This is a genomic window from Streptomyces deccanensis (assembly GCF_022385335.1).
GTDB lineage: Bacteria > Actinomycetota > Actinomycetes > Streptomycetales > Streptomycetaceae > Streptomyces > Streptomyces deccanensis.
On sequence record NZ_CP092431.1, the window covers coordinates 4265168 to 4285497 of the forward strand.

Genomic DNA, 20330 nt, shown 5'->3' on the forward strand with positions numbered 1-20330 from the left:
GAAAACTCACTCCCCCACCGAGGACGCCGAGGACGCCGAGGACGCCGCAGACGCGCCCGCGGCGACCGGTACGGCACGCGCGAAGCCACCGTCCACCATCAGGTTGGCCACCGTCTCCAGTTCCGGCGGATTGCCCGCCAGCCGGGACAGGAACGCGTCGAAGTCCTCACCGGCGGGGAGCAGCAACCGCTCCACCCGCTCGGCCGGCGCCCACGACGGATCGACGTCACGGGCGTCGTCGTACGCGCAGAACCAGACCGACCCGATCCGGTCGCCCTTCACCTTCACCGCGAGGATCCCGCCCTGCGCGAACGCCACGGCCAGATAGTCCTTGGTGAGGTGGTCCCGCAGACACTTGTTGACGTACACCAGGTCGTTGACCGCGGCCTCGTCCCGCACCGTGAAGAACGGCTGGTCCACCAGCAGCCCCAACTCCGCGTCCAGCGCCGCCCCCACGGGAGCACAACCGCCCGCCGCCTTCAGGAACGACCGGTACGCGCCCGGCAACCGGTACCCGAGATCCTCCTCGACCCCCTGCACCTGCGCCTCGGTCACCGCCACCGCCGACGACTTCGGCAGCCCGAAGTGCGCCGGCCGGGTCTCCTGCAACGGCCGCGTGCCGCGCTTGTGCTGGTCGACACGCGCCGTCGCGATACCACCGTGGTGCCGCAGCAACGCCTTCACCTCGACCGGCACCAGCTCCAGCCGCCGACCGCCCGGCGCGTGGTGCCACGTCCAGCCGTGCGGCGTCGCCACCGGCGGGATCGTGTCCCACAGTTCATGTCCCGACGCCGCCAGCGCCGCGTTCGCGGACACGTAGTCCGTCAACCGCAGCTCGTCCACCCCGAACCCCTCCGGGGGATCGGCGATCTCCGCCGCGGCACGCGCGTACGGCGAGAAGTCCGGAAAGCCGTGCGCGTCAACACGGACACCCCTCGGATGACGCGCCGCCCGGACCGGGTCCGGAAACTGCACGACCTGCCCGGCGTAGGCCGCGTTCGGCGGCGCGGCTTGCTGCCCGAGCCGACCTGTCGTCATGGCGGTAGCCCCCTGCGGCGTTCTGTGAGACCTGTTCTGGCTGCGTTGTGCTGTGTCGTACTGCTCCCCGACAACAGAAAAGGCCCTGGTACGGCCTGTTCTGTCCGCCCTCGATCGCAAGACCGAACGGATCGCGGTTGTCGACAGCCTATGCGGTACGGCGACACCGGTCATCGGGCCTCCGCCACCGTGACCAGCCGTCACACCACCCTCACGCAACGCCGAAGAACGGGCGTGTCGTCCAGCCCCAGCTTCCGCACCGGGCACGCCGTTTGGCACTCTGTGTCCCCTGGCGGGGGATGCAACAGGAGGGGAACACGACCATGAGCGCGACGCAGGCGGGACCTTCGGGCGACCCCCGCATCGGCTGGAGCACCGCGGAACAGCCGCACGCTCCCGCCCTCCTCCACCGCCGCGACGGCATCCTGCCGACCGTGGCCGCCGCCCTCTCCGTACGCGGCGAGACCCTCACCGGCACCGCCGCCCGCGGCGACCAGGCCCCGCCCCTGCACCCCCTGGTCCAGGAGTTCCTCGACTCCCTCGCCACCGACCGGCGCGACCGCTTCACCGGCCGCTGCGCCGAGGCCATCCTCATCTCCCGCCACATCACCGGCGCCGACGCGGCCCGCAGCAGGCGCGCCGCCCGCAGACCCATGTCCAACGGCGAGGCCCGCAAGGCCCTCAAGCAGGCCAAACTCACCACCCGCCACATCCGCGAGGACGGCGACCCCCTGCACGGCGCGTTCGCCCCGCCCTGCCGCTCCTGCGCGGCCCTCAGCGCCCACTTCGGCGTCCGCGTCGTGGACCCCTCCCAGGACAACTAGGAACCCGGGCACCCGCAGCACGCGTCAGAAGACACGAACGGCGCACGAACCGCTCTCGAAAGCCTCTCGAAAGCCTCTCGGACGCCTGAGAACAGAACCACCACGAAGCACCACGCGAAGCACCACGAACCACCGACGAACAAAGGGCAGATGCACACAGACCGCACCTCCACCACGCGCTTCTCCGTTCCCGTCGACGCCGCCCTGCGTGCCGCCGGATGGCAACCGGGCCGCTGGGACATAAAGCAGGCCGAGATCTGGGCCGACACCCTGCGCGAGCACACCTCCCCCGCCGGACACCGCCACGCCGTCTTCCCGGCCGCGGTCGAGGCCTGGGCCGAGTTCGGCGGCCTGCACCTCACCGCCCAGGGCCCCGGCCGCCGACTCGCCCCCGCCGACCTGCACCTAGACCCGCTGCACGGCCTCCACATGGCCCGCACCCTCGGCGACCTCGGCCGCGCCCTCGACACCGAGGTCTGCCCCCTCGGCCACGAGATCGCCACACGGGCCCTCATCGCCATCGACACCGAGGGCCGCACCTACGCGCTCGACCACACCGGCGACTGGTACCTGGGCCCCAACGTCGACGCCGCCCTCACCACACTCCTGGCGGGCTCGGCACCGGTACGGCTGACCGCGGGCTGAGGGGGCCGCAGGCTGAGGGGGCCGCAGGCTGAGGGGCCGCCGCGGGCGCCGGCCGCCGCTGAGCACCGGCCGCCGTAGGGGTTCCGACCGTCGGCCGCCATCCGCCGTTTCGCGTCGCGCCGTCCCGCCATAGGGCCTCAGGACATCGGCGGACACCCGTCGTACGCGGCTGATCGCGCAGTTCCCCGCGCCCCTGAAAAAGCAGGGGCTACGCCCCTCACGGCGCGGCCGGAAGCACCGCCGACACCCGGAAGCCCCCCGCGTCCGTGGGCCCGGACACGAACACACCGCCCAGCTCGGCCACCCGCTCCTTCATCCCGAGCAAGCCGTTCCCCCCGCTCGGCAGCCGCGCGGCCCCCGCCGCGCCCGGCTCCGGCGGCGGGCCGTTCTCCACCTGCATCGCGATCTCCGCCGTCCGATGCGCCAACCGCACCCGCGTCTTCGCCCCCGCCGCATGCTTGTGGACGTTGGTCAACGCCTCCTGCACCACCCGGTACGCCGTCTGCTCCACCTCCGCCGCGTACACCCGCACCTCCCCCTCCACCGACAACTCCACGACCATCCCCGCGGCCGCCGACTGCCCCACCAACACCTCAAGCTCGGCCAGACAAGGCCCCTCCGCCGCCTCGTCCTCGGCCCGCGAAGCCGCCGCCGCGGCCGCCGCCCCCACCGCCGCCAACGGCACCGGCGCCGGCAACGACCCGGACCCCGGCCGCTCCCGCCCCATCGACGAGAACCCCTCCCCCGACCGCAACACCCCGAGCATCTCCCGCAACTCGGTCAACGCCTGACGCCCCATGTCCCCCACCAGCGCCGCGTTCCGCACGGCCTTCTCCGGATCCTTCCGCGCCACCGCCTGGAGCGCCGCCGCGTGCACGACCATCAACGACACCCGGTGCGCCACCACGTCATGCATCTCCCGCGCGATCCGGGTCCGCTCCTCACCCCGAGCCCACTCGGCCCGCTCCTCCGCCCGCTCCGCGAGCAACTGCAGCTCCCGCTCCAGCGAATCCGCCCGCTCCCGCAGACTCTCCATCAACCGCCGCCGCGCCCCGACGTACAGCCCCAGCAGCACCGGCGGCGCGGTCAGCCCGATCGCCATCGTGGACGCCAGGAACACGGCGAACGCGTCCCCGCCGCCGACCGCCCCGTCCCCCTGCAGATTGCTCCGGGTCGCCTCCACGAACCACACGATGAACACACCGGCGAACGCCATCCCCGACAGCGCCCCGATGATCCGCCGCGGCGCCTCCGACGCGGCCAGCGTGTAGAGCCCGACGAGCCCCATCAGATACCCCATCTGGGCGGGCGCGACGGCGATGAAGACCAGCACGACGGCGACGGGCCACATCCGCCGCACCAACAGCACGGAACCGGCGAGCGCCCCGAACACGACCCCCACGGCCTCCGGCAGCGCGGCGTTCCGTGCGAACTCGACACCCTCGATCGAACACTCGACGGCCGACACCAGCGCCAGCCCGCCGTCGAGGGCGGCACCCCGCCACCGCTCCCACCACCACGGTCCGGCCCTGTCCCCCGTCCCGGCCGCGGTGTGGTCTTCCCCCGTCGTGGTCATACACCCAAGCCTACGTTCGAGCGCCCCCGCTTTTCCGGCGAGTTTCCCGTAGTGGCCCACACCACGCCCCACCCTCGAACAGAAGCGAAACCACCCCCTTTCCCTCGAACTGCTGAATCGCCCACCGTTCGACCCCGGAACCCCGCATTCCGCCCGGACGGTATGCCCATGGCACATCCACACAGCAAGTACGCCGACTTCGAGGCTCTGCGCGAGCGGGCGATCACCTTGCGCCGCGAGGGGCTCAGCCGCCGGCAGATCCGCGACCGCCTCCACGTCGACAACAACGACATCCTCAACCGCCTCCTGGAGGGCGAGCCGCCCCCGGAATGGACCAAGCGCCCCAACGCGAAGGACGACCTCAAAGCAAGAGCGAGGGACCTACGCCTCCAGGGCTGGACGTACGACCAGATCCAGCTCGAACTGGGCTGCTCGAAGAGCTCGATCTCGCTGTGGGTACGGGATTTGCCGAAGCCGGAGCCGCGTTACACCCCGGAGGAACAGCAGGCGCTCATGCGGGAGGGTCTGGCTGTCGTCCGCCAGGCCCAGGCGACCGAGCGCAGGAACGTGAAGGTCGGCGCCGCCAAAGAACTCGGCAGCCTGACCGACCGTGAGCTCTTCGTCCTGGGCGTCGGGCTCTACTGGGCGGAAGGCGCGAAGAGCAAGCCGTACGCGCGCCGCGAGGCCGTCAACTTCATCAACAGCGATCCCGACATGATCAACACCTTCCTGGCCTGGCTCGATCTGCTGGGCGTGGAGCGCAAACGCCTCCGCTTCCGCGTGATGATCCATGAAAGCGCCGACATCACCGCAGCTGAGACCTACTGGGCGGATCTGGTAGGCGTCGATCGCGAGCTGCTCCAGCCGACCACGCTCAAGAAGCACAACCCGAAGACCGTCCGGAAGAACACCGGTGAGGACTATCGAGGCTGCCTTGTCATCAGGGTGCAGCAGGGAGGCGATTTGTACTGCCGCATCGAGGGCTGGTGGAAGGGGATTGCTGCGGACGTCGCGGTTCGGCTCAGGTAGGGTTTGGGGCAGCAATCCGCCGTAGTGTAATTGGCAGCACGGCATCCTTTGGAGATGTTCGGTCTAGGTTCGAGTCCTAGCGGCGGAGCTGCGTGGTTCGGGTCCTGACCCCAGCAACACGGGTCAGGGCCCGCTCACATTTCCCCCTCCGAACGCCCCGGTATCCTGCGGATGTCCACACCCCACACATCCACAGCCGAAGGGCATCCCCGTGAGCGCAACCCGCCCGGCAGCCGTCGTCGTACTCGCAGCGGGTGAGGGCACCCGTATGAAGTCGGCCACACCCAAGGTTCTGCACAGCATCAGTGGCCGCTCCCTGGTCGGCCACGTCCTCGCCGCCGCGCGCGAGTTGGAGCCCGAGAACCTGGTCGTCGTCGTGGGGCACGCCCGCGAGCAGGTCACCGCGCACCTCGCCGAGATCGACCCCGGCGTCCGCACGGCGGTCCAGGCGGAGCAGAACGGCACGGGGCACGCCGTACGGATGGGCCTGGAGGAGCTGGGCGGCGTCGTCGACGGCACCGTGGTCGTCGTCTGCGGCGACACCCCGCTGCTCACCGGCGCCACCCTCCAGGCGCTGGCGGCCACCCACTCCGCCGACGGCAACGCCGTGACCGTGCTGACCGCCGAGGTCCCGGACGCCACCGGCTACGGCCGCATCGTGCGGGACGGCGCCTCCGGTGCCGTCACGGCCATCGTGGAGCACAAGGACGCCACCGAGTCGCAGCGCGCGATCCGTGAGATCAACTCCGGGGTGTTCGCGTTCGACGGCCAGCTGCTCGCGGACGCCCTGGGGAAGGTCAGGACCGACAACAGCCAGGGCGAGGAGTACCTGACGGACGTGCTCGGGATCCTGCGGGAGGCGGGCCACCGGGTCGGCGCCTCCGTGGCAGGTGACCACCGGGAGATCGCGGGGATCAACAACCGTGTGCAGCTCTCCGAGGCCCGCCGGATCCTGAACGACCGGCTGCTCACCGAGGCCATGCTCGCCGGGGTGACCGTGATCGACCCCGCCACCACCTGGGTCGACGTCACCGTGACGTTCGAGCAGGACGCGGTCGTACACCCGGGCACCCAGCTCCTCGGCGCCACGCATCTCGCGGAGGGCGCGGAGGTCGGTCCGAACAGCCGGCTGAAGGACACGACGGTCGGGGCCGGCGCGCGCGTCGACAACACCGTGGCGGACGGTGCCGAGGTGGGGCCGCAGGCGACCGTGGGGCCGTACGCGTACTTGCGTCCCGGCACGCGCCTCGGGCTGAAGTCGAAGATCGGCACGTACGTCGAGACCAAGAACGCGACGATCGGGGAGGGGACGAAGGTCCCGCATCTCTCCTACGTCGGTGACGCGACGATCGGTGAGTACTCGAACATCGGCGCGGCGAGTGTCTTCGTGAACTACGACGGTGAGAACAAGCACCACACGACCGTCGGCTCGCACTGCAAGACGGGCTCGGACAACATGTTTGTGGCTCCTGTCACGGTCGGGGACGGTGCGTACACCGCCGCCGGGTCCGTGATCACGAAGGATGTGCCGCCCGGTTCGCTGGCCGTGGCCCGTGGCCAGCAGCGGAATATCGAGGGTTGGGTGGCACGGAAGCGTCCGGGGAGCGCGTCGGCGAAGGCGGCCGAGGCGGCTTCTCGGGAGGGCGAGAGCGAAAGCTGACTGGAAACAGGTGCGCCAAGGACGTCGTACCGTGATAAGTGCACACCCGCACCCCAGCTGAGCCAGCGATTTCCGCCTGCCCGGCTGAGAACCTCTGAGGAGACAGTGCTGTGACCGGGATCAAGACGACCGGCGAGAAGAAGATGATGTTCTTCTCCGGCCGCGCCCACCCCGAGCTTGCCGAGGAGATCGCCCAGCAGTTGGGTGTCGGGGTCGTCCCGACGAAGGCCTTCGACTTCGCCAATGGTGAGATCTATGTCCGCTACGAGGAGTCGGCACGTGGTGCGGACTGCTTCCTGATCCAGAGCCACACGGCTCCGATCAACAAGTGGGTCATGGAGCAGTTGATCATGATCGACGCGCTGAAGCGTGCGTCGGCCCGCTCGATCACCGTCATCGTGCCGTTCTACGGTTACGCGCGGCAGGACAAGAAGCACCGTGGTCGTGAACCGATCTCGGCGCGTCTGGTCGCGGATCTGATGAAGACGGCGGGTGCGGACCGGATCCTGGCCGTGGATCTGCACACGGACCAGATCCAGGGCTTCTTCGACGGGCCCGTCGACCACCTGTTCGCGCTGCCGCTGCTGGCGGACTACGTGGGCGCGAAGGTGGACCGGAACAAGCTGACGGTGGTCTCGCCGGACGCGGGCCGGGTGCGGGTGGCGGACCGTTGGTGCGACCGTCTGGGTGCGCCGCTGGCGATCGTGCACAAGCGGCGTGACAAGGACGTGGCGAACCAGGTGACCGTCCACGAGGTCGTGGGTGAGGTCAAGGGCCGGGTGTGTGTGCTGGTGGACGACATGATCGACACCGGCGGCACCATCTGTGCGGCGGCGGACGCGTTGTTCGCGCACGGTGCGGAGGACGTCATCGTGACGGCGACGCACGGTGTGCTGTCGGGTCCGGCGGCCGACCGCCTGAAGAACTCGAAGGTGAGTGAGTTCGTGTTCACCAACTCGCTGCCGACGCCGAGCGAGCTGGAGCTGGACAAGATCACGGTGCTGTCGATCGCGCCGACGATCGCGAGCGCGGTGCGTGAGGTGTTCGAGGACGGTTCGGTGACGAGCCTGTTCGACGAGCAGTGAGAGTCCTGGTCTAGATCGATTTCTTGTACGGCCTTCCCGCTGCGTAAGCTGTCACAGTTGCTCGGCGAGGGAGGCCGTACCTGTGGGTGCGGCGGTCCGTTATCGACGCGCTCTTCGTAGCAGGCCGATGGTTTGGCCGGGTGACCACGTTTCCCCAGTTCTCTACGAGGAGTGATCATGTCCGAGGTGAAGCTCAGCGCGTCGACGCGTACCGAGTTCGGCAAGGGTGCCGCCCGCCGTATCCGCCGTGACGCCAAGGTTCCCGGTGTTCTCTACGGTCACGGTTCCGACCCGATCCACCTGACGCTTCCGGGTCACGAGCTGCTGCTCGCGCTGCGTACGCCGAACGTCCTGATCTCCCTGGACATCGACGGCAAGTCCAACGAGCTGGCGATCCCGAAGTCCGTGCAGCGTGACCCGATCAAGGGCTTCCTGGAGCACGTCGACCTGCAGCTGGTCACGCGGGGCGAGAAGGTCAACGTCGAGATCCCCGTGCACACCGAGGGTGAGCTGGCGGCGGGTGGCAACCTGCTCGAGCACGTGCTGAACGCGCTGCCGGTCGAGGCCGAGGCCACGCACATCCCCGAGTCCGTGACGGTCTCCGTCGAGGGCCTGGAGGCCGGCGCGTCCGTCCTCGCGAAGGACATCACCCTGCCGAAGGGCACCACGCTGGCCGTCGACGGCGACGCCGTCGTGCTCCAGGTTCTGGCCGCCCAGGCGGAGGAGCCGTCGGAGGAGGCCGCCGAGGGCGACGAGGCCGCGGAGGCCTGAGCCCCGGCTCCGTCATCGGTTCGTCAGCCGCTGCTCCCTCCGGGGGGCGGCGGCTGGCGCGTATCCGAGCATCCGCCCGCGTATCAAGGAGACATGCACGTGACGACCGATCCGAGTGCCCCCTGGCTCATCGCCGGACTCGGCAATCCCGGGCCCGAGTACGCGGCGAACCGGCACAACGTGGGGTTCATGGTGGCCGATCTGCTGGCCGAGCGGATCGGGGGGAGGTTCAAGCGGGCCGGGAAGGCGCAGGCGCAGGTGGTCGAGGGGCGGATCGGGCCGCCGGGTCCGGGGAACCGCCGGGTGATCCTGGCCAAGCCGATGTCGTACATGAACCTTTCGGGCGGGCCGGTGACCGCGTTGCGGGACTTCTACAAGGTGCCGATGGCGAACATCGTGGCGATCCATGACGAGTTGGACATCGACTACGGCACGTTGCGGTTGAAGCTCGGCGGGGGTGACAACGGTCACAACGGGTTGAAGTCGATGACGAAGGCGATGGGGTCGGACTACCACCGGGTGCGGTTCGGGATCGGTCGTCCGCCGGGCCGGATGCAGGTCGCGGACTTCGTGCTGAAGGACTTTTCCGCCACGGAGCGCAAGGAGTTGGACTACTTCGTGGACCGGGCGGCGGACGCGGTGGAGTGCCTGGTGATCGAGGGGTTGGAGCGGGCGCAGGGGACGTACAACTCCTGAGCTGTTCTCCGTAGATGTCCCGGTTCATCCGCCATTGCGCGCCGGCCTGTGAGGCTTGACCGACCGCAGTGCCATGGCCAATGATCCCCGCCATGCCTGACAGCAAAGCCCCCGCTCACCGTTCGCGGCGCCGTGCGCGCCCGAGCGGCGCCGGCGCGTCGGCCGCGCTGCGGTACGGGCGGCTGGTGGCCATGGGCGCGATCGCGGTGGTGCTCCTGATCGCCGGGGTGTGGGGTTCCTGGGGCTGCGCGCAACACGTGATGCTGAGCAAGGGGCGCGAGCAGGGCACGATGACGGTGGCCCGGTGCGCCGATGAGACCTGCTGGGGGCCGTACGAGCCGGTGTCGACGGGGTCGCGGGCGCGGGAGCGGGTCGACATCGAGCGGTCGGTGGCGGTGGAGACGGGTGCGACGTACACGGTGGTCGTGAAGCCGGGCAGCAGCGATGTCGTACGGACGGGGCCTGCGGGGCTGCTGCACGCGTGGGTGCCGTTGGGCGGCGCGCTGTTGCTCGCCGCGGTGGTGGTGGCGGGTGGGTTGCGGATGGTGCGGTCGGCGTGGGTGTTGGGTGGGCTCGGCGTCGCGCTGATCACGGCGGCGTGGGTGGCGCTGTGACCTTGCGGCGCGTATTCGGCTGACGGCCGGTGGGGCTTCTCGCGCAGTTCCCCGCGCCCCTGAAAAGCAGGGGCTGCGCCCCGTGCTTTTCAGGCCCGCAGCCCCGTCGCTTTCCAGGCCCGCAGGGCCGTGGTCTTTCAGGCCCGCAGGGCCTGGTCTTTTAGGGGCGCGGGGAACTGCGCGACCAGCCCCCACCGGGCCGTCAGCCGCCATCGAACCCCACGAATCAGCCCGTGTTGCGCAGTCCCGCCGCCACCCCGTTGACCGTGAGCAGCAACGCCCGCGCCAGCAGCGGATCCGCCGCCTCCCCCGCAGCCGCCGCGTCCCGCTGCCGCTTCAGCAGCGCGACCTGGAGGTAGGAGATCGGGTCGAGGTAGGCGTCGCGGATGGAGAAGGTCTGCTGCAGGACGGGGTTGGCGTCCAGCAGCTTGTCCTCGCCGGTGACGCGGAGCACCTCGCGGACGGTCAGCTCGTGTTCGGCGCGGATCGTGTCGAACACGTGCTTGAGCTCGTCGGGGACGAGCGTGTCGACGTAGTGCTGGGCGATCCGCAGGTCCGTCTTGGCCAGCGTCATCTCGACGTTGGAGAGGAAGTTGCGGAAGAAGTGCCACTGCTCGTGCATCTCGTCGAGCACGGTGTCCAGGCCCGCTTCGCGCAGCGCCTTGAGGCCGGAGCCGACGCCGTACCAGCCGGGCACGATCTGCCGTGACTGGGTCCAGCCGAAGACCCAGGGGATGGCGCGCAGGCCGTCGAGCGAGACGCCCGAGCCGGGGCGGCGGGAGGGCCGCGAGCCGAGGTGCAGGTCGGCGAGCTGGTCGACCGGCGTGGAGGCGAGGAAGTACGTCGGCAGGTCCGGGTCCTCGACGAGCTTGCGGTACGCGGCGTGCGCCGCGTCCGACACGACGTCCATCGCGGCGTCCCAGCGGGCGAGGGCGTCCTCGGACTGGCGGGGCGCGGTGTGCAGGGCGGAGGCCTGGAGGGTCGCGGCGACCGTCAGTTCCAGGTTCTCCCTGGCCAGCGAGGGGACGAGGTACTTGTCGGAGATGACCTCGCCCTGCTCGGTCACCTTGATCTCGCCCTCCAGGGTGCCCCAGGGCTGCGCGAGGATCGCGTCGTGCGAGGGGCCGCCGCCGCGGCCGACGGTGCCGCCGCGGCCGTGGAAGAGCCGCAGCCGTACGCCGTACCGGTGGGCGACGTCGCGCAGGCGGCGCTGCGCCCGGTGGATCTCCCACTGCGAGGTGGTGATGCCGCCGAACTTGGAGGAGTCGGAGTAGCCGAGCATGACCTCCTGGACGTCGCCGCGCAGGGCGACGAGTCGCCGGTAGGACGGGTCGGCGAGCATCTCCTCCAGGATCGTGTCGGCGGCCTTGAGCTCGTCGGTCGTCTCCAGCAGCGGGACGATGCCGATCTTGGCCCAGCCGGCGTGGAGGTCGATGAGTCCGGCCTCACGGGCGAGGACGGTGGCGGCGAAGACGTCGTCGGCGCCCTGGCACATCGAGATGATGTACGACTCGATGACCTCGGGGCCGAAGACGGCGAGGGCCTTCTTGACGGTCTCGAACACGCCGAGGGTCTTGGCGCCGTCGGCGTCCAGCGGCGCGGGCGTGGGCGCCAGCGGCCTCCTCGACCGCAGCTCTCGGGCGAGGAGCTTGTGGCGGTACTCGCGGGGCATGTCCTCGTAGCGCCAGGATTCCTCGCCGAGGCGGTCGAAGAGCTGGCCGAGGGCGTGGTGGTGGGCGTCGGCGTGTTCGCGGACGTCCATGGTGGCGAGCTGGAGGCCGAACGCGGAGAGGGTGCGGATGGTGCGGTTCATGCGGCCGTCGGCGAAGAGGCCGCCGCGGTGTTCGCGCAGGGAGGTCTGGATGAGGGTGAGGTCGCGCAGCAGTTCGGCGGTGCCGAGGTAGTCGCGGCCGTCCTCGTGGGGGGTGCCCTTGGCGAGGCGCTGCTTGGTGTTCTCCAGCTTCTGCCGGATGCAGGTGGCCTTGAGCCGGTAGGGCTCCTCGGCGTTGAGGCGCTTGTAGCGGGGGCTGATCTCGGGCAGCGCTTCGAGGTCGGCCTGGAGGGAGGTGAGCAGTTCCTCGGTGGCGCCCGTGTAGCGGATGGAGTTGGAGAGGAAGCCGCGCAGTTCGTCGATGAGTTCGAGGGCGTCGTTGATGCCGTGCTCGTGCTGGAGGATGAGGACGTCCCAGGTCACCTGGGGGGTGACGTTGGGGTTGCCGTCGCGGTCGCCGCCGATCCAGGTGCCGAAGGTGAGGGGGCGGGTGGCGTCGGGGATGGTGACGCCGACGCGTTCCAGTTCGGCGGTGAGGTCCTCCAGGACGTCGCCGACGGCGTTCGCGTGCAGCTCGTCGAGGTAGTAGATGGCGTTGCGGGCCTCGTCGGCGGGCTCGGGGCGGACGACGCGGAGTTCGTCCGTCTGCCACACCAGGTCGATGTTCTCGGCCAGCCGGATGTCGTAGCGGCGGCGGTCGGACTCGATGACCGGGGTCTCCAGCAGCGCGGCGATGCGGCGGAGCTTGTTGAGGACGGAGCGGCGCGCGGCCTCGGTGGGGTGGGCGGTGAAGACGGGGCGGACGTTGAGGTTGGCGACCGTCTCGCGCAGGTGTTCGGGGTCTGCGTCCTTCAGGCGATCGGCGGTACGGGCGAGGAGGCCGCCCTCGGCGGCACGGCGTGCCCTCAGCTCGCGGCCTCGGTGCACCTGTTCGGTGACGTTGGCGAGGTGGAAGTAGGTGGAGAAGGCGCGGACCAGCTTGGCCGCGGTCTCCAGTTCGGTGCCGCGCAGCAATTCGGCGGCGGCTTCACCGTCCTCGCGGGTCAGGCGGCGGACGCGCTCGACGAGGTCCAGGAGTTCGGGGCCCTCCTGTCGTACGAGGGTCTCGCCCAGTAGGTCACCCAGGCGCCGGATGTCGGCGCGCAGCTCGCTGCTGACCGTGGTGGTCTGGTCGTCGGCACTGCTCACAGGTGCGGCTCCTTGCAGTGTTGAAGCTCGGCTGAGGGGAACCCGGGTGGGGGCCCGGCGGTCTGGGCCGCGGTGTGTGGCCCGGCGGCCGGGCAGGATTCAGAGCGGACCGCGCTGTCCGAACGAGTCCAAGGATAGGCGGCCACCTGGGCGCCCCCGGCGACGGGTGCCACTTGTGCGGCACTGAGTGCCACCTGTCCATCGAGCCCGCCCGTTACACCTGGGACGCGCAGACAGTGGGCTCTTGCCGCCCGGCACCGCGCTGCCATACTTACGATGCCGTAGGTTACGGAACCGTAGGGAAAGCCGTCAGGTATCCCCCGCACGCTGTTGCCGTAGGCACCTCCCCCCTCTCTCCATCCTCGACCCCCCAGGGGACGCCCCATGAGCTCAAGGTCCGATGTGATCGAAGACGCGCCGAATGCGACAGGTTCTCCAGGCTCCGCAGCGACCGACTCCCCCGCGCCGTCGGCCACGCTGGGCGGCGAGCAGAAGCGTTCGATCGAGCAGATCACCCTGCTCCTCTTCATCATCGTCCCGTTCCTGGCGCTCCTCGCGGCCGTGCCGCTGGCCTGGGGCTGGGGCGTGAGCTGGCTGGATCTCGGCCTGCTGGTGTTCTTCTACTACTTGGGCTGCCACGGCATCACGATCGGTTTCCACCGGCACTTCACGCACGGTTCGTTCAAGGCCAAGCGCCCGCTGAAGATCGCGCTGGCGATCGCCGGTTCGATGGCGGTCGAGGGTCCGCTGGTGCGCTGGGTGGCCGACCACCGCAAGCACCACAAGTTCTCCGACGCCGAGGGCGACCCGCACTCGCCGTGGCGGTTCGGCGAGACGCTCCCCGCACTGCTGAAGGGCCTGTGGTGGGCGCACATCGGCTGGATGTTCGACGAGGAGCAGACCCCTCAGGAGAAGTACGCGCCGGACCTGATCAAGGACCCCGCGCTGCGCGCGATCTCGCGCCAGTTCATCTACTGGACGATGCTCTCCCTCGCCCTCCCGCCCCTGATCGGCGGCCTGGTGACGATGTCCTGGTGGGGCGCGTTCACCGCGTTCTTCTGGGGCTCGCTCGTCCGGGTGGCCCTGCTGCACCACGTGACCTGGTCGATCAACTCGATCTGCCACGCGGTCGGCAAGCGGCCCTTCAAGTCCCGCGACCGCTCCGGCAACGTCTGGTGGCTGGCTGTCCTCTCGTGCGGCGAGTCCTGGCACAACCTTCACCACGCCGACCCCACCTCCGCCCGGCACGGGGTGGAGCGCGGCCAGCTGGACTCCTCCGCTCGGCTGATCCGGTGGTTCGAGGTGTTCGGCTGGGCGTACGACGTCCGCTGGCCGTCACGCTCGCGTATCGATTCCAGGCGCAAGACGGGTGAGGAAGGCTCCGAAGCCCGGAAGGCGTCCGCCGAGGCGGCATGATTGACGCCGTGGCGACCGACTCCAGCAGCACCCCGAGCAATGACAAGCCGCGGCGTGTTCGCCGCACCCGGATGACGGGCGCCGAGCGCCGGGCGCAGCTGCTGGAGGTCGGGCGCGCCCTCTTCGCCGCCAAGGGCTTCGAGGCGACGTCGGTGGAGGAGATCGCGGCGAAGGCCGGGGTGTCGAAGCCGGTGGTGTACGAGCACTTCGGCGGCAAGGAAGGGCTGTACGCGGTGGTGGTGGACCGTGAGATGAGCCGGCTGATGGACATGGTGACCAGTTCGCTGACGGCCGGGCACCCGCGTGAACTGCTGGAACAGGCCGCGTTCGCGCTCCTCGACTTCATCGAGGAGTACACGGACGGTTTCCGCATCCTGGTCCGCGACTCCCCGATCCCGCAGTCCACGGGTTCCTTCGCGTCCCTCATCTCCGACATCGCCACGCAGGTGGAGGACATTCTCGGCCGCGAGTTCAAGAGCCGCGGCTTCGACCCGAAGCTCGCGCCGCTGTACGCGCAGGCGCTGGTCGGCATGGTCGCCCTGACCGGCCAGTGGTGGCTGGATGTCCGCCGGCCGAAGAAGGCGGAGGTGGCGGCGCATCTGGTGAACCTGGCGTGGCACGGGCTGGACGGCCTCAACCAGAAGCCCCGCCTGATCGGCCACCGGAAGTTTTGAGCCGGGGGGTGCGTGGGGGGTGCCTGTTTCGTCGCCGGGTGCGGCCCGGTGGGGCTTCTCGCGCAGTTCCCCGCGCCCCTGAAAAGCAGGGGCTGCGCCCCGTGCTTTTCAGGCCCGCAGGGCCGGTCTTTCAGGCCCGCAGGGCCTGGTCTTTCAGGGGCGCGGGGAACTGCGCGAGAAGCCCCACCGGAGCCGCACCCGCCGACGCACCCGCACCCCCGAGCTATTAGGCGCCCCCGTCCACATCCTTCGCACTGAGCGCCAGCTCGTTGTTCACGGTGAAGTACGGCCGCACCCGCGTCACCCCCCGCTCCCCGTGCTCGAACACCTGCCCAGGCACCACATCCGTCTTCCGCCGCTCGACCACATCACCCCCGATGCGGCCCACCGGCACATCCCCCAGCCGCAGATCCCACAGATCGTGCTCGACACTCCGCCGAGCCATCAGCTCGGCGTACGGAACGGTGAACCGGAACCCCCGCTCCCCCACGGCCCGCGCGGCCACCGTGAAGTCGTACGCGCTGTCGGCCCGGGACACCACACGCACCACGGCTCCCTCCCCGACACCGGCGGCCAGGGGCTCGGCGTCTCCCAGGACCGTTCCGGTCACGGTCACCGCCCCCTCCCCCACCTCGACCGCGTCGATCTCCGCGTGCGCGGGCCGCAGCCACGTCCGCAGGGCGAGGAACCCGTCGACGGTGGGGTACGGGATCCACGCCCCGACCCCCCTTTCGTCGACGCGCGGGGCCTGTCCGACCAGCGCGGCCTGTTCCACCAGCCGTGCGCCCAGCCGCACCCGTTTGTCGGTGCCGCGCGGCGCGACGTAGCAGTCCCAGCGGCCCTCGGCGAGGGTGTGCTCGGCGGGGTGCAGGGTCGCCCGCGCCACGGTGTCCGGCGCGTCGGCACTCGGCAGCAGCGGCACCCTGACCTGCCGTTTGCCGGGGTCGCGGCGCAGGCGGGCGATGAATTCGAGGGGCCCGGACGGCAGCTCGGCCAGGTCGAGGAGGACGGTGAGGCCGCCGTCGCCGGTGGCGCGGGCGTGCGCGGTGGGCGTGGGAGCGCTCCCGTCGGCCTCGGCGGCGGGGGCGGCCTTGGTGGGGCGGGGCCGGACGGCGAGGGCGGCGAGTCGTTTCAGCCGGGCGGCGGCGTCCCATCGGCGGCGCCGGGAGCCGGAGAGCTCCGCGAAGAGGGCCTCGTAGCGGTGGGCGATGACGGCCGGGGCGTAGGTCTCGGCCTTGGTGAGGGCCGCCTTGCCGAGCCGTGCGCGCAGGGCCTCGTCGGTGACGACGCGGTTCAGCGCGTCGGCGTAGGCGTCGACGTCACCGTCGAGCGGGACGAGGATGCCGTCCTCGCCGTGGGTGATGATCTCGCCGGGTCCGTGCGGGCAGTCCGTGGCGACGACCGGCACTCCGCAGTGCATGGCCTCGACGATGGTCATGCCGAAGGACTCCATGTCGGAGGAGACGGCGGCGACGGCGCCCTTGGCCCATTCGGTCTCGATCGGGGAGACCGCTCCCATGAGGAACACCCGGTCGTGCAGTCCGAGCCGGTCGATCAGCTCGCGCAGGTTCTCCTTCTGCGGGCCGCGTCCGTAGATCCGCAGGGTCCAGCCGGGGTGGTCTGCGGCGACCTTGGCGAAGGCGTTCACCAGCCGGTCGTACCGCTTGATGGGGATGAGCCGGCCGGCGGCGACGATGACCCGGGAGTCGAGGGTGGAGCGTTGGACGGCGGGGGCCTGGACCCCGTTGGGGACGCACACGATGGTGGTGCGGACGTCGGGCAGGGCTGCGCGGTACTGGGCGGCGTCGGCCTCGGAGACGGTGACGTAGGCGTCGAGGCCGCCGATCGCCTGGTTCTGGTTGCTCCGCAGCGGTTCGCTGTACTGGTCGAGGCTGAGGTGTTCCTGGCCGACCCTCAGATAGTGGCGCCGGCCGTCGCGGGCGAGGTAGCCGTTGAGGTCGGGGCGTGTGGCGATGACGACGTCGGCCTGCGTGTCGGCGAGGAAGCCGCCGATGCGTTCGTCCTGGAGGCCGGTGTAGGGCAGGTTCCCCGTGGCCCCCGTGTACGGGAACATCGTGCCGGGCCGCTGGGTCAGCGGGTGGTCGCCCTCGTATCCGGGGCTGCCGTCGCGCAGGTCGATCAGCGAGGTCAGACGGACGCGCGGGTCGAACGGGAGGGCCGGTTCGTCGCGGGAACGGTGGACGCTGACGACCTCCACGTCGTGCCGTTCGGCGAACGCGGCGGACAGGTTGGCGGTCGAGCGGATCGTGCCTCCGATGCCGAAGGCGTTGTTGATCAGGAACGCGATCTTCATATGTTTTTCCCCCTGGTGACCCGCCCGGGCGCGGGCGGCATCGCGCCCGCACCCCCTGGCGGTCAGGCATGGGGTGCGCGCGGGCGCGGCTATATACGCGATACGTGGTCGACAATCAAGAAATGAATGATTCGGCGCAGCGGAAATCGGCCGACCGGGGAATCCGCACGGAGATACGCGGAGCGAAATCCCGACCGGACGACAAAAAGCCTATGTGGCGCGCGTCACAAACCCCGTCAAGCGCGCCGAGCGGCTCAGCAAGTGCTCACTGGCCCAGATCCCCCCTGGTCACAGCACGGAATCCCACTTCCCCTAACTACCGGCGGGAGACATCAAAAAGTGAACTGAGAATATATCCTTAACAAACGAAAGCCAAAGAACAATATCAGCCACACCACACCGGAGCCCCCAGAGCGGCAGCCGAGCACGGAATACAAAACTCCGTTTCAGTCACGGAATTTCGAACGATCCGGTGGGCAGCGGGACCCGTTTCCGCGCCCCGTCAGGGGCGCGGGGAACTGCGCGAGAAGCCCCACCGCCCCGCACCCTCACAACGACCCCCGACCCGGTGGTGCGCGTGGCGCACTCGCAGCCCGGGGTGGGCCTTCTTCGGTGGCCGGAATCCCGGCTCCGCCCCAAGGTGCAGCACCACGTCCCCCGCGGCGAACCAGCATCCTCCCCGTACGGCGAGCGCGGGCGGCTTCTGGATCTCGGCCATACCGAGGACGCCGACGTAGTACGCCCGGAGCCGGTCCTCCGTGCCGGGCGGGGCGGCGAGCAGGACGTGGTCGACGGCGGTGATCATCGGGCCGTGGCCGGCTTGTGGGCGATGGTGAAGATGCGGCGGAACGGGAACGGGGTGCCGTGGGGCGTGGGCGGGTACGCCTCGCGCAGGGCCGTGCGGTACTCGGCGACGAAGGGGGCCGCGTCCGGGCCCAGTTCGGTGAGGATCGGGCGTAGCCCCGTGCCCTTGACCCAGTCGAGCACCGGGTCCTCGCCCTGGAGGAGGTGGACGTACGTCGTCTCCCACGCGTCCACCTCGCAGCCGAGGTCGGCGAGGGCGGCGTGGTAGTCGACGGGCGCGTGGACCGCGTCGTCGTGGCGGAGGACCGTGCCGAGGCGGTCCTTCCAGCGGGCGGAGTGCGCCAGTTCGCGCATGAGGCGGTGGCTCGGCGAGTCGAAGTTCCCGGGGACCTGGAAGGCGAAGGTGCCGCCGGGGGCGAGCGCGTCGATCCAGGCGGGGAAGCGGTCGAGATGTCCGGGCACCCACTGGAACGTGGCGTTGCTGACGATCAGGTCGTACGACTCCGGGGGCACCCAGGTGCGGACGTCCGCCGCGGCGAAGTCGATACCGCCGCCGCCCGGGGTGGGCCCCTCGTGGTCGGCCCGGGCGCGGTCGAGCATCTCGGGCGAGTTGTCGTATCCGGTGATGCGCGCGGTGGGCCAGCGGTCGGCGAGGAGCCGGGTGACGTTGCCGGGGCCGCAGCCGAGGTCGGCGACGCGGGGGTGCGTGGCGGGCGGGTCGGGAATGTGGGCGAGCAGGTCCACGAAGGCGCGGGCGCGGTGCCCGGCGTGCCGCAGGTACTGCTGGGGGTCCCAGGTGGGCGTGGTGGGTTTCATGGCCCCACTTTCGACCCGCACTTATCTCGAAGTCAAGAGACTTGGCCCTAATCATCTCGACATCAAGAGACTTCACGTCGACACAACCACTACACTGATCGTCATGGAGGACGAGGTCGATCGGCTGGTCGCAGCGTGGCGCCGGGAGCGCCCCGACCTCGACGTGGAGCCGCTGGAAGTACTGAGCCGGGTGAGCAGACTGGCCCGGCACCTGGATCGCGCGCGCCGGCTGGCGTTCGCCGAGCACCAGCTGGAGCCGTGGGAGTTCGACGTGCTGACGGCGCTGCGGCGGGCCGGGAACCCGTACCAGCTCTCGCCCGGTCAGCTGCTGACGCAGACGCTGGTGACGTCGGGCACGATGACCAACCGCATCGACCGGCTCACGAAGAAGGGCCTGGTCGAGCGGCTGCCCGACCCCAGTGACCGCCGGGGCGTGCTCGTCCGGCTCACGCACGAGGGCCGGGACCGGGCGGACCAGGCGCTCGCCGGGCTGCTCGACCAGGAACGCGCGATCCTGGCCGAACTGTCCCGCACCCAGCGCGGCGAACTGGCGGGCCTGCTACGCCAGTTGACCGCCCCGTTCGACAACATCCCCGGCTAGGTCCACGGGCCCGACCCCGGCCCGGCGCGCGAGGGCGACCGCGGCGAGGGTGGAGTGCACGCCCAGTTTTCCGAGGACGTTCTGCATATGCGTGCGGACGGTGTGCGGGGAGAGGAACAGGCGCTCGGCGACGGCCTTGCGCCCCAGTCCCGCCACCATGCACCGGAGCACTTCCCGCTCACGCGGGGTGAGGGACTCGACGAGCCGCTCGCTCTCCGTGCGGTGCTTGCGCGCGGCGGTCAACTCCCGCAGGACGCCCGTGAGCAGCGCGGGCGGCAGATGCGTCTCCTCGCGGAGCACGCCCCGGATGACGGTGAGCAGCCGGGACAGCGAGCAGTCCTTGGCGACCCAGCCGGACGCGCCCGCCTGGAGGGCCAGCGCGGCCCGGCGCGGATCGTCCTTCTCGGCGAGCACGACGGTCCGTACGCTCGGCTGTCCCGAGCGGACGCCCGCGACGAGCGATATGCCGTCCACGAGGCCGTCCTCGCCGCCCTCCGGGACGGGCACGGCGGCCGGACGCGCGCCGGGGACATGGGCATGGCACCCCAGGTCGGCGTCGACCAGGAGCACGTCGAACTTGCGCCCTTCCGCCGCCGCGCGGTCCAGACAGCGCAGCGCGGCGGGGCCGCTGCCGGCCGCGGACACGTCGACGTCGGGCTCGGCGGCCAGCGCCGCCGCGAGCGACTCGGCGAAGATACGGTGGTCGTCGACGACCAGGACTCGGATGCGAACCACTGAAACCCCCACTGGTCGGGGGACGACCGGCGCGCGTACGACGCCCGGAGCGTGCCCCGGTTTACACCTGGGA

At 70.5% G+C, this 20330-nt stretch carries 18 protein-coding genes and 1 tRNA gene; 12 read left to right on the forward strand and 7 right to left on the reverse strand.

Annotated features, from left to right (window positions below; genetic code table 11):
- Window positions 1–6: 6 nt before the first annotated feature.
- Complete coding sequence (locus L3078_RS18905; protein ID WP_239755051.1) at window positions 7–1038, reverse strand: SMI1/KNR4 family protein; 1032 nt, start codon at window positions 1036–1038, stop codon at window positions 7–9.
- A 323-nt stretch (window positions 1039–1361) separates the two neighbouring features.
- Here L3078_RS18905 and L3078_RS18910 point away from each other — a divergent pair, with 323 nt between their 5' ends.
- Both L3078_RS18910 and L3078_RS18915 read left to right on the forward strand, forming a co-directional pair.
- Window positions 1362–1862 (forward strand): YwqJ-related putative deaminase, encoded by a 501-nt coding sequence (locus L3078_RS18910; protein WP_239755052.1) that lies wholly within the window; start codon window positions 1362–1364, stop codon window positions 1860–1862.
- A gap of 150 nt (window positions 1863–2012) precedes the next feature.
- Window positions 2013–2507, forward strand: coding sequence for an SUKH-3 domain-containing protein (locus L3078_RS18915; RefSeq protein WP_239755053.1), 495 nt, complete (start codon window positions 2013–2015; stop codon window positions 2505–2507).
- A 217-nt stretch (window positions 2508–2724) separates the two neighbouring features.
- Here L3078_RS18915 and L3078_RS18920 read toward each other — a convergent pair whose 3' ends face one another.
- Window positions 2725–4083 carry a sensor histidine kinase gene (locus L3078_RS18920; RefSeq protein ID WP_239755054.1) on the reverse strand — a complete coding sequence of 453 codons (1359 nt, stop codon included), beginning with the start codon at window positions 4081–4083 and terminating at the stop codon, window positions 2725–2727.
- A gap of 168 nt (window positions 4084–4251) precedes the next feature.
- On the opposite strand from L3078_RS18920, the gene L3078_RS18925 reads away from it, so the two are divergent.
- The 7 genes from L3078_RS18925 to L3078_RS18955 all read left to right on the forward strand — a co-directional run bounded on the left by L3078_RS18925 (window position 4252) and on the right by L3078_RS18955 (window position 9938).
- Complete coding sequence (locus L3078_RS18925) at window positions 4252–5112, forward strand: hypothetical protein (protein ID WP_239755055.1); 861 nt, start codon at window positions 4252–4254, stop codon at window positions 5110–5112.
- A 15-nt stretch (window positions 5113–5127) separates the two neighbouring features.
- Window positions 5128–5200: transfer RNA gene (locus tag L3078_RS18930), tRNA-Gln, on the forward strand.
- 123 nt (window positions 5201–5323) lie between these two features.
- Window positions 5324–6772, forward strand: a complete 1449-nt coding sequence (gene glmU, locus L3078_RS18935; RefSeq protein WP_239755056.1) for a bifunctional UDP-N-acetylglucosamine diphosphorylase/glucosamine-1-phosphate N-acetyltransferase GlmU — start codon at window positions 5324–5326, stop codon at window positions 6770–6772.
- A gap of 110 nt (window positions 6773–6882) precedes the next feature.
- Window positions 6883–7857: a ribose-phosphate diphosphokinase gene (locus L3078_RS18940; protein ID WP_239755057.1), complete on the forward strand. Its 975-nt coding sequence runs from the start codon at window positions 6883–6885 to the stop codon at window positions 7855–7857.
- 177 nt (window positions 7858–8034) lie between these two features.
- Window positions 8035–8628, forward strand: a complete 594-nt coding sequence (locus L3078_RS18945) for a 50S ribosomal protein L25/general stress protein Ctc (RefSeq protein ID WP_239755058.1) — start codon at window positions 8035–8037, stop codon at window positions 8626–8628.
- A 93-nt stretch (window positions 8629–8721) separates the two neighbouring features.
- The gene (gene pth, locus L3078_RS18950) at window positions 8722–9324 is read left to right on the forward strand and encodes an aminoacyl-tRNA hydrolase (protein ID WP_239755059.1); all 603 of its coding nucleotides are present in this window, start codon (window positions 8722–8724) and stop codon (window positions 9322–9324) included.
- A gap of 80 nt (window positions 9325–9404) precedes the next feature.
- On the forward strand, window positions 9405–9938 hold the full coding sequence (locus L3078_RS18955; RefSeq protein ID WP_239755060.1) for a hypothetical protein: 534 nt from the start codon (window positions 9405–9407) through the stop codon (window positions 9936–9938).
- A 226-nt stretch (window positions 9939–10164) separates the two neighbouring features.
- On the opposite strand, the gene ppc is transcribed toward L3078_RS18955, so the two are convergent.
- Complete coding sequence (gene ppc / locus L3078_RS18960; RefSeq protein ID WP_239755061.1) at window positions 10165–12897, reverse strand: phosphoenolpyruvate carboxylase; 2733 nt, start codon at window positions 12895–12897, stop codon at window positions 10165–10167.
- A 384-nt stretch (window positions 12898–13281) separates the two neighbouring features.
- Between ppc and L3078_RS18965 the strand changes: the two genes are divergently transcribed.
- Together L3078_RS18965 and L3078_RS18970 are read left to right on the forward strand one after the other, a co-directional pair.
- Complete coding sequence (locus L3078_RS18965) at window positions 13282–14313, forward strand: acyl-CoA desaturase (RefSeq protein WP_239755063.1); 1032 nt, start codon at window positions 13282–13284, stop codon at window positions 14311–14313.
- Complete coding sequence (locus L3078_RS18970; protein WP_239755064.1) at window positions 14310–14987, forward strand: TetR/AcrR family transcriptional regulator; 678 nt, start codon at window positions 14310–14312, stop codon at window positions 14985–14987. The genes L3078_RS18965 and L3078_RS18970 overlap by 4 nt, the downstream gene beginning before the upstream one ends.
- A 226-nt stretch (window positions 14988–15213) precedes the next feature.
- On the opposite strand, the gene L3078_RS18975 is transcribed toward L3078_RS18970, so the two are convergent.
- The 3 genes from L3078_RS18975 to L3078_RS18985 form a co-directional block, all read right to left on the reverse strand.
- Window positions 15214–17301, reverse strand: coding sequence for a glycosyltransferase family 4 protein (locus L3078_RS18975; protein WP_239755065.1), 2088 nt, complete (start codon window positions 17299–17301; stop codon window positions 15214–15216).
- A gap of 502 nt (window positions 17302–17803) precedes the next feature.
- Complete coding sequence (locus tag L3078_RS18980; protein WP_239755066.1) at window positions 17804–18106, reverse strand: VOC family protein; 303 nt, start codon at window positions 18104–18106, stop codon at window positions 17804–17806.
- Window positions 18103–18921: a trans-aconitate 2-methyltransferase gene (locus L3078_RS18985; protein WP_239755067.1), complete on the reverse strand. Its 819-nt coding sequence runs from the start codon at window positions 18919–18921 to the stop codon at window positions 18103–18105. Before L3078_RS18985 ends, L3078_RS18980 begins: the two co-directional genes overlap by 4 nt.
- A gap of 103 nt (window positions 18922–19024) precedes the next feature.
- Between L3078_RS18985 and L3078_RS18990 the strand changes: the two genes are divergently transcribed.
- Window positions 19025–19522 carry a MarR family winged helix-turn-helix transcriptional regulator gene (locus tag L3078_RS18990; protein ID WP_239755068.1) on the forward strand — a complete coding sequence of 166 codons (498 nt, stop codon included), beginning with the start codon at window positions 19025–19027 and terminating at the stop codon, window positions 19520–19522.
- Here the strand turns inward: L3078_RS18990 and L3078_RS18995 are convergent.
- Window positions 19481–20257, reverse strand: coding sequence for a LuxR C-terminal-related transcriptional regulator (locus L3078_RS18995; protein ID WP_239755069.1), 777 nt, complete (start codon window positions 20255–20257; stop codon window positions 19481–19483). The two genes, L3078_RS18990 and L3078_RS18995, sit on opposite strands and share 42 nt — an antisense overlap.
- Between the last annotated feature and the right edge of the window lie 73 nt (window positions 20258–20330).

Excerpts from the sequence above, each read along its gene's own strand:
- L3078_RS18905 (WP_239755051.1), bottom strand. The coding sequence starts at position 1,038 with ATGACGACAGGTCGGCTCGGGCAGCAAGCCGCGCCGCCGAACGCGGCC.
- L3078_RS18980 (WP_239755066.1), bottom strand. The coding sequence starts at position 18,106 with ATGATCACCGCCGTCGACCACGTCCTGCTCGCCGCCCCGCCCGGCACG.
- L3078_RS18915 (WP_239755053.1), top strand. The coding sequence starts at position 2,013 with ATGCACACAGACCGCACCTCCACCACGCGCTTCTCCGTTCCCGTCGAC.
- L3078_RS18965 (WP_239755063.1), top strand. The coding sequence starts at position 13,282 with ATGAGCTCAAGGTCCGATGTGATCGAAGACGCGCCGAATGCGACAGGT.
- L3078_RS18985 (WP_239755067.1), bottom strand. The coding sequence starts at position 18,921 with ATGAAACCCACCACGCCCACCTGGGACCCCCAGCAGTACCTGCGGCAC.
- L3078_RS18975 (WP_239755065.1), bottom strand. The coding sequence starts at position 17,301 with ATGAAGATCGCGTTCCTGATCAACAACGCCTTCGGCATCGGAGGCACG.
- L3078_RS18945 (WP_239755058.1), top strand. The coding sequence starts at position 8,035 with ATGTCCGAGGTGAAGCTCAGCGCGTCGACGCGTACCGAGTTCGGCAAG.
- L3078_RS18955 (WP_239755060.1), top strand. The coding sequence starts at position 9,405 with ATGATCCCCGCCATGCCTGACAGCAAAGCCCCCGCTCACCGTTCGCGG.
- L3078_RS18970 (WP_239755064.1), top strand. The coding sequence starts at position 14,310 with ATGATTGACGCCGTGGCGACCGACTCCAGCAGCACCCCGAGCAATGAC.
- pth (WP_239755059.1), top strand. The coding sequence starts at position 8,722 with ATGCACGTGACGACCGATCCGAGTGCCCCCTGGCTCATCGCCGGACTC.
- L3078_RS18920 (WP_239755054.1), bottom strand. The coding sequence starts at position 4,083 with ATGACCACGACGGGGGAAGACCACACCGCGGCCGGGACGGGGGACAGG.
- L3078_RS18925 (WP_239755055.1), top strand. The coding sequence starts at position 4,252 with ATGGCACATCCACACAGCAAGTACGCCGACTTCGAGGCTCTGCGCGAG.
- L3078_RS18990 (WP_239755068.1), top strand. The coding sequence starts at position 19,025 with ATGGAGGACGAGGTCGATCGGCTGGTCGCAGCGTGGCGCCGGGAGCGC.
- L3078_RS18910 (WP_239755052.1), top strand. The coding sequence starts at position 1,362 with ATGAGCGCGACGCAGGCGGGACCTTCGGGCGACCCCCGCATCGGCTGG.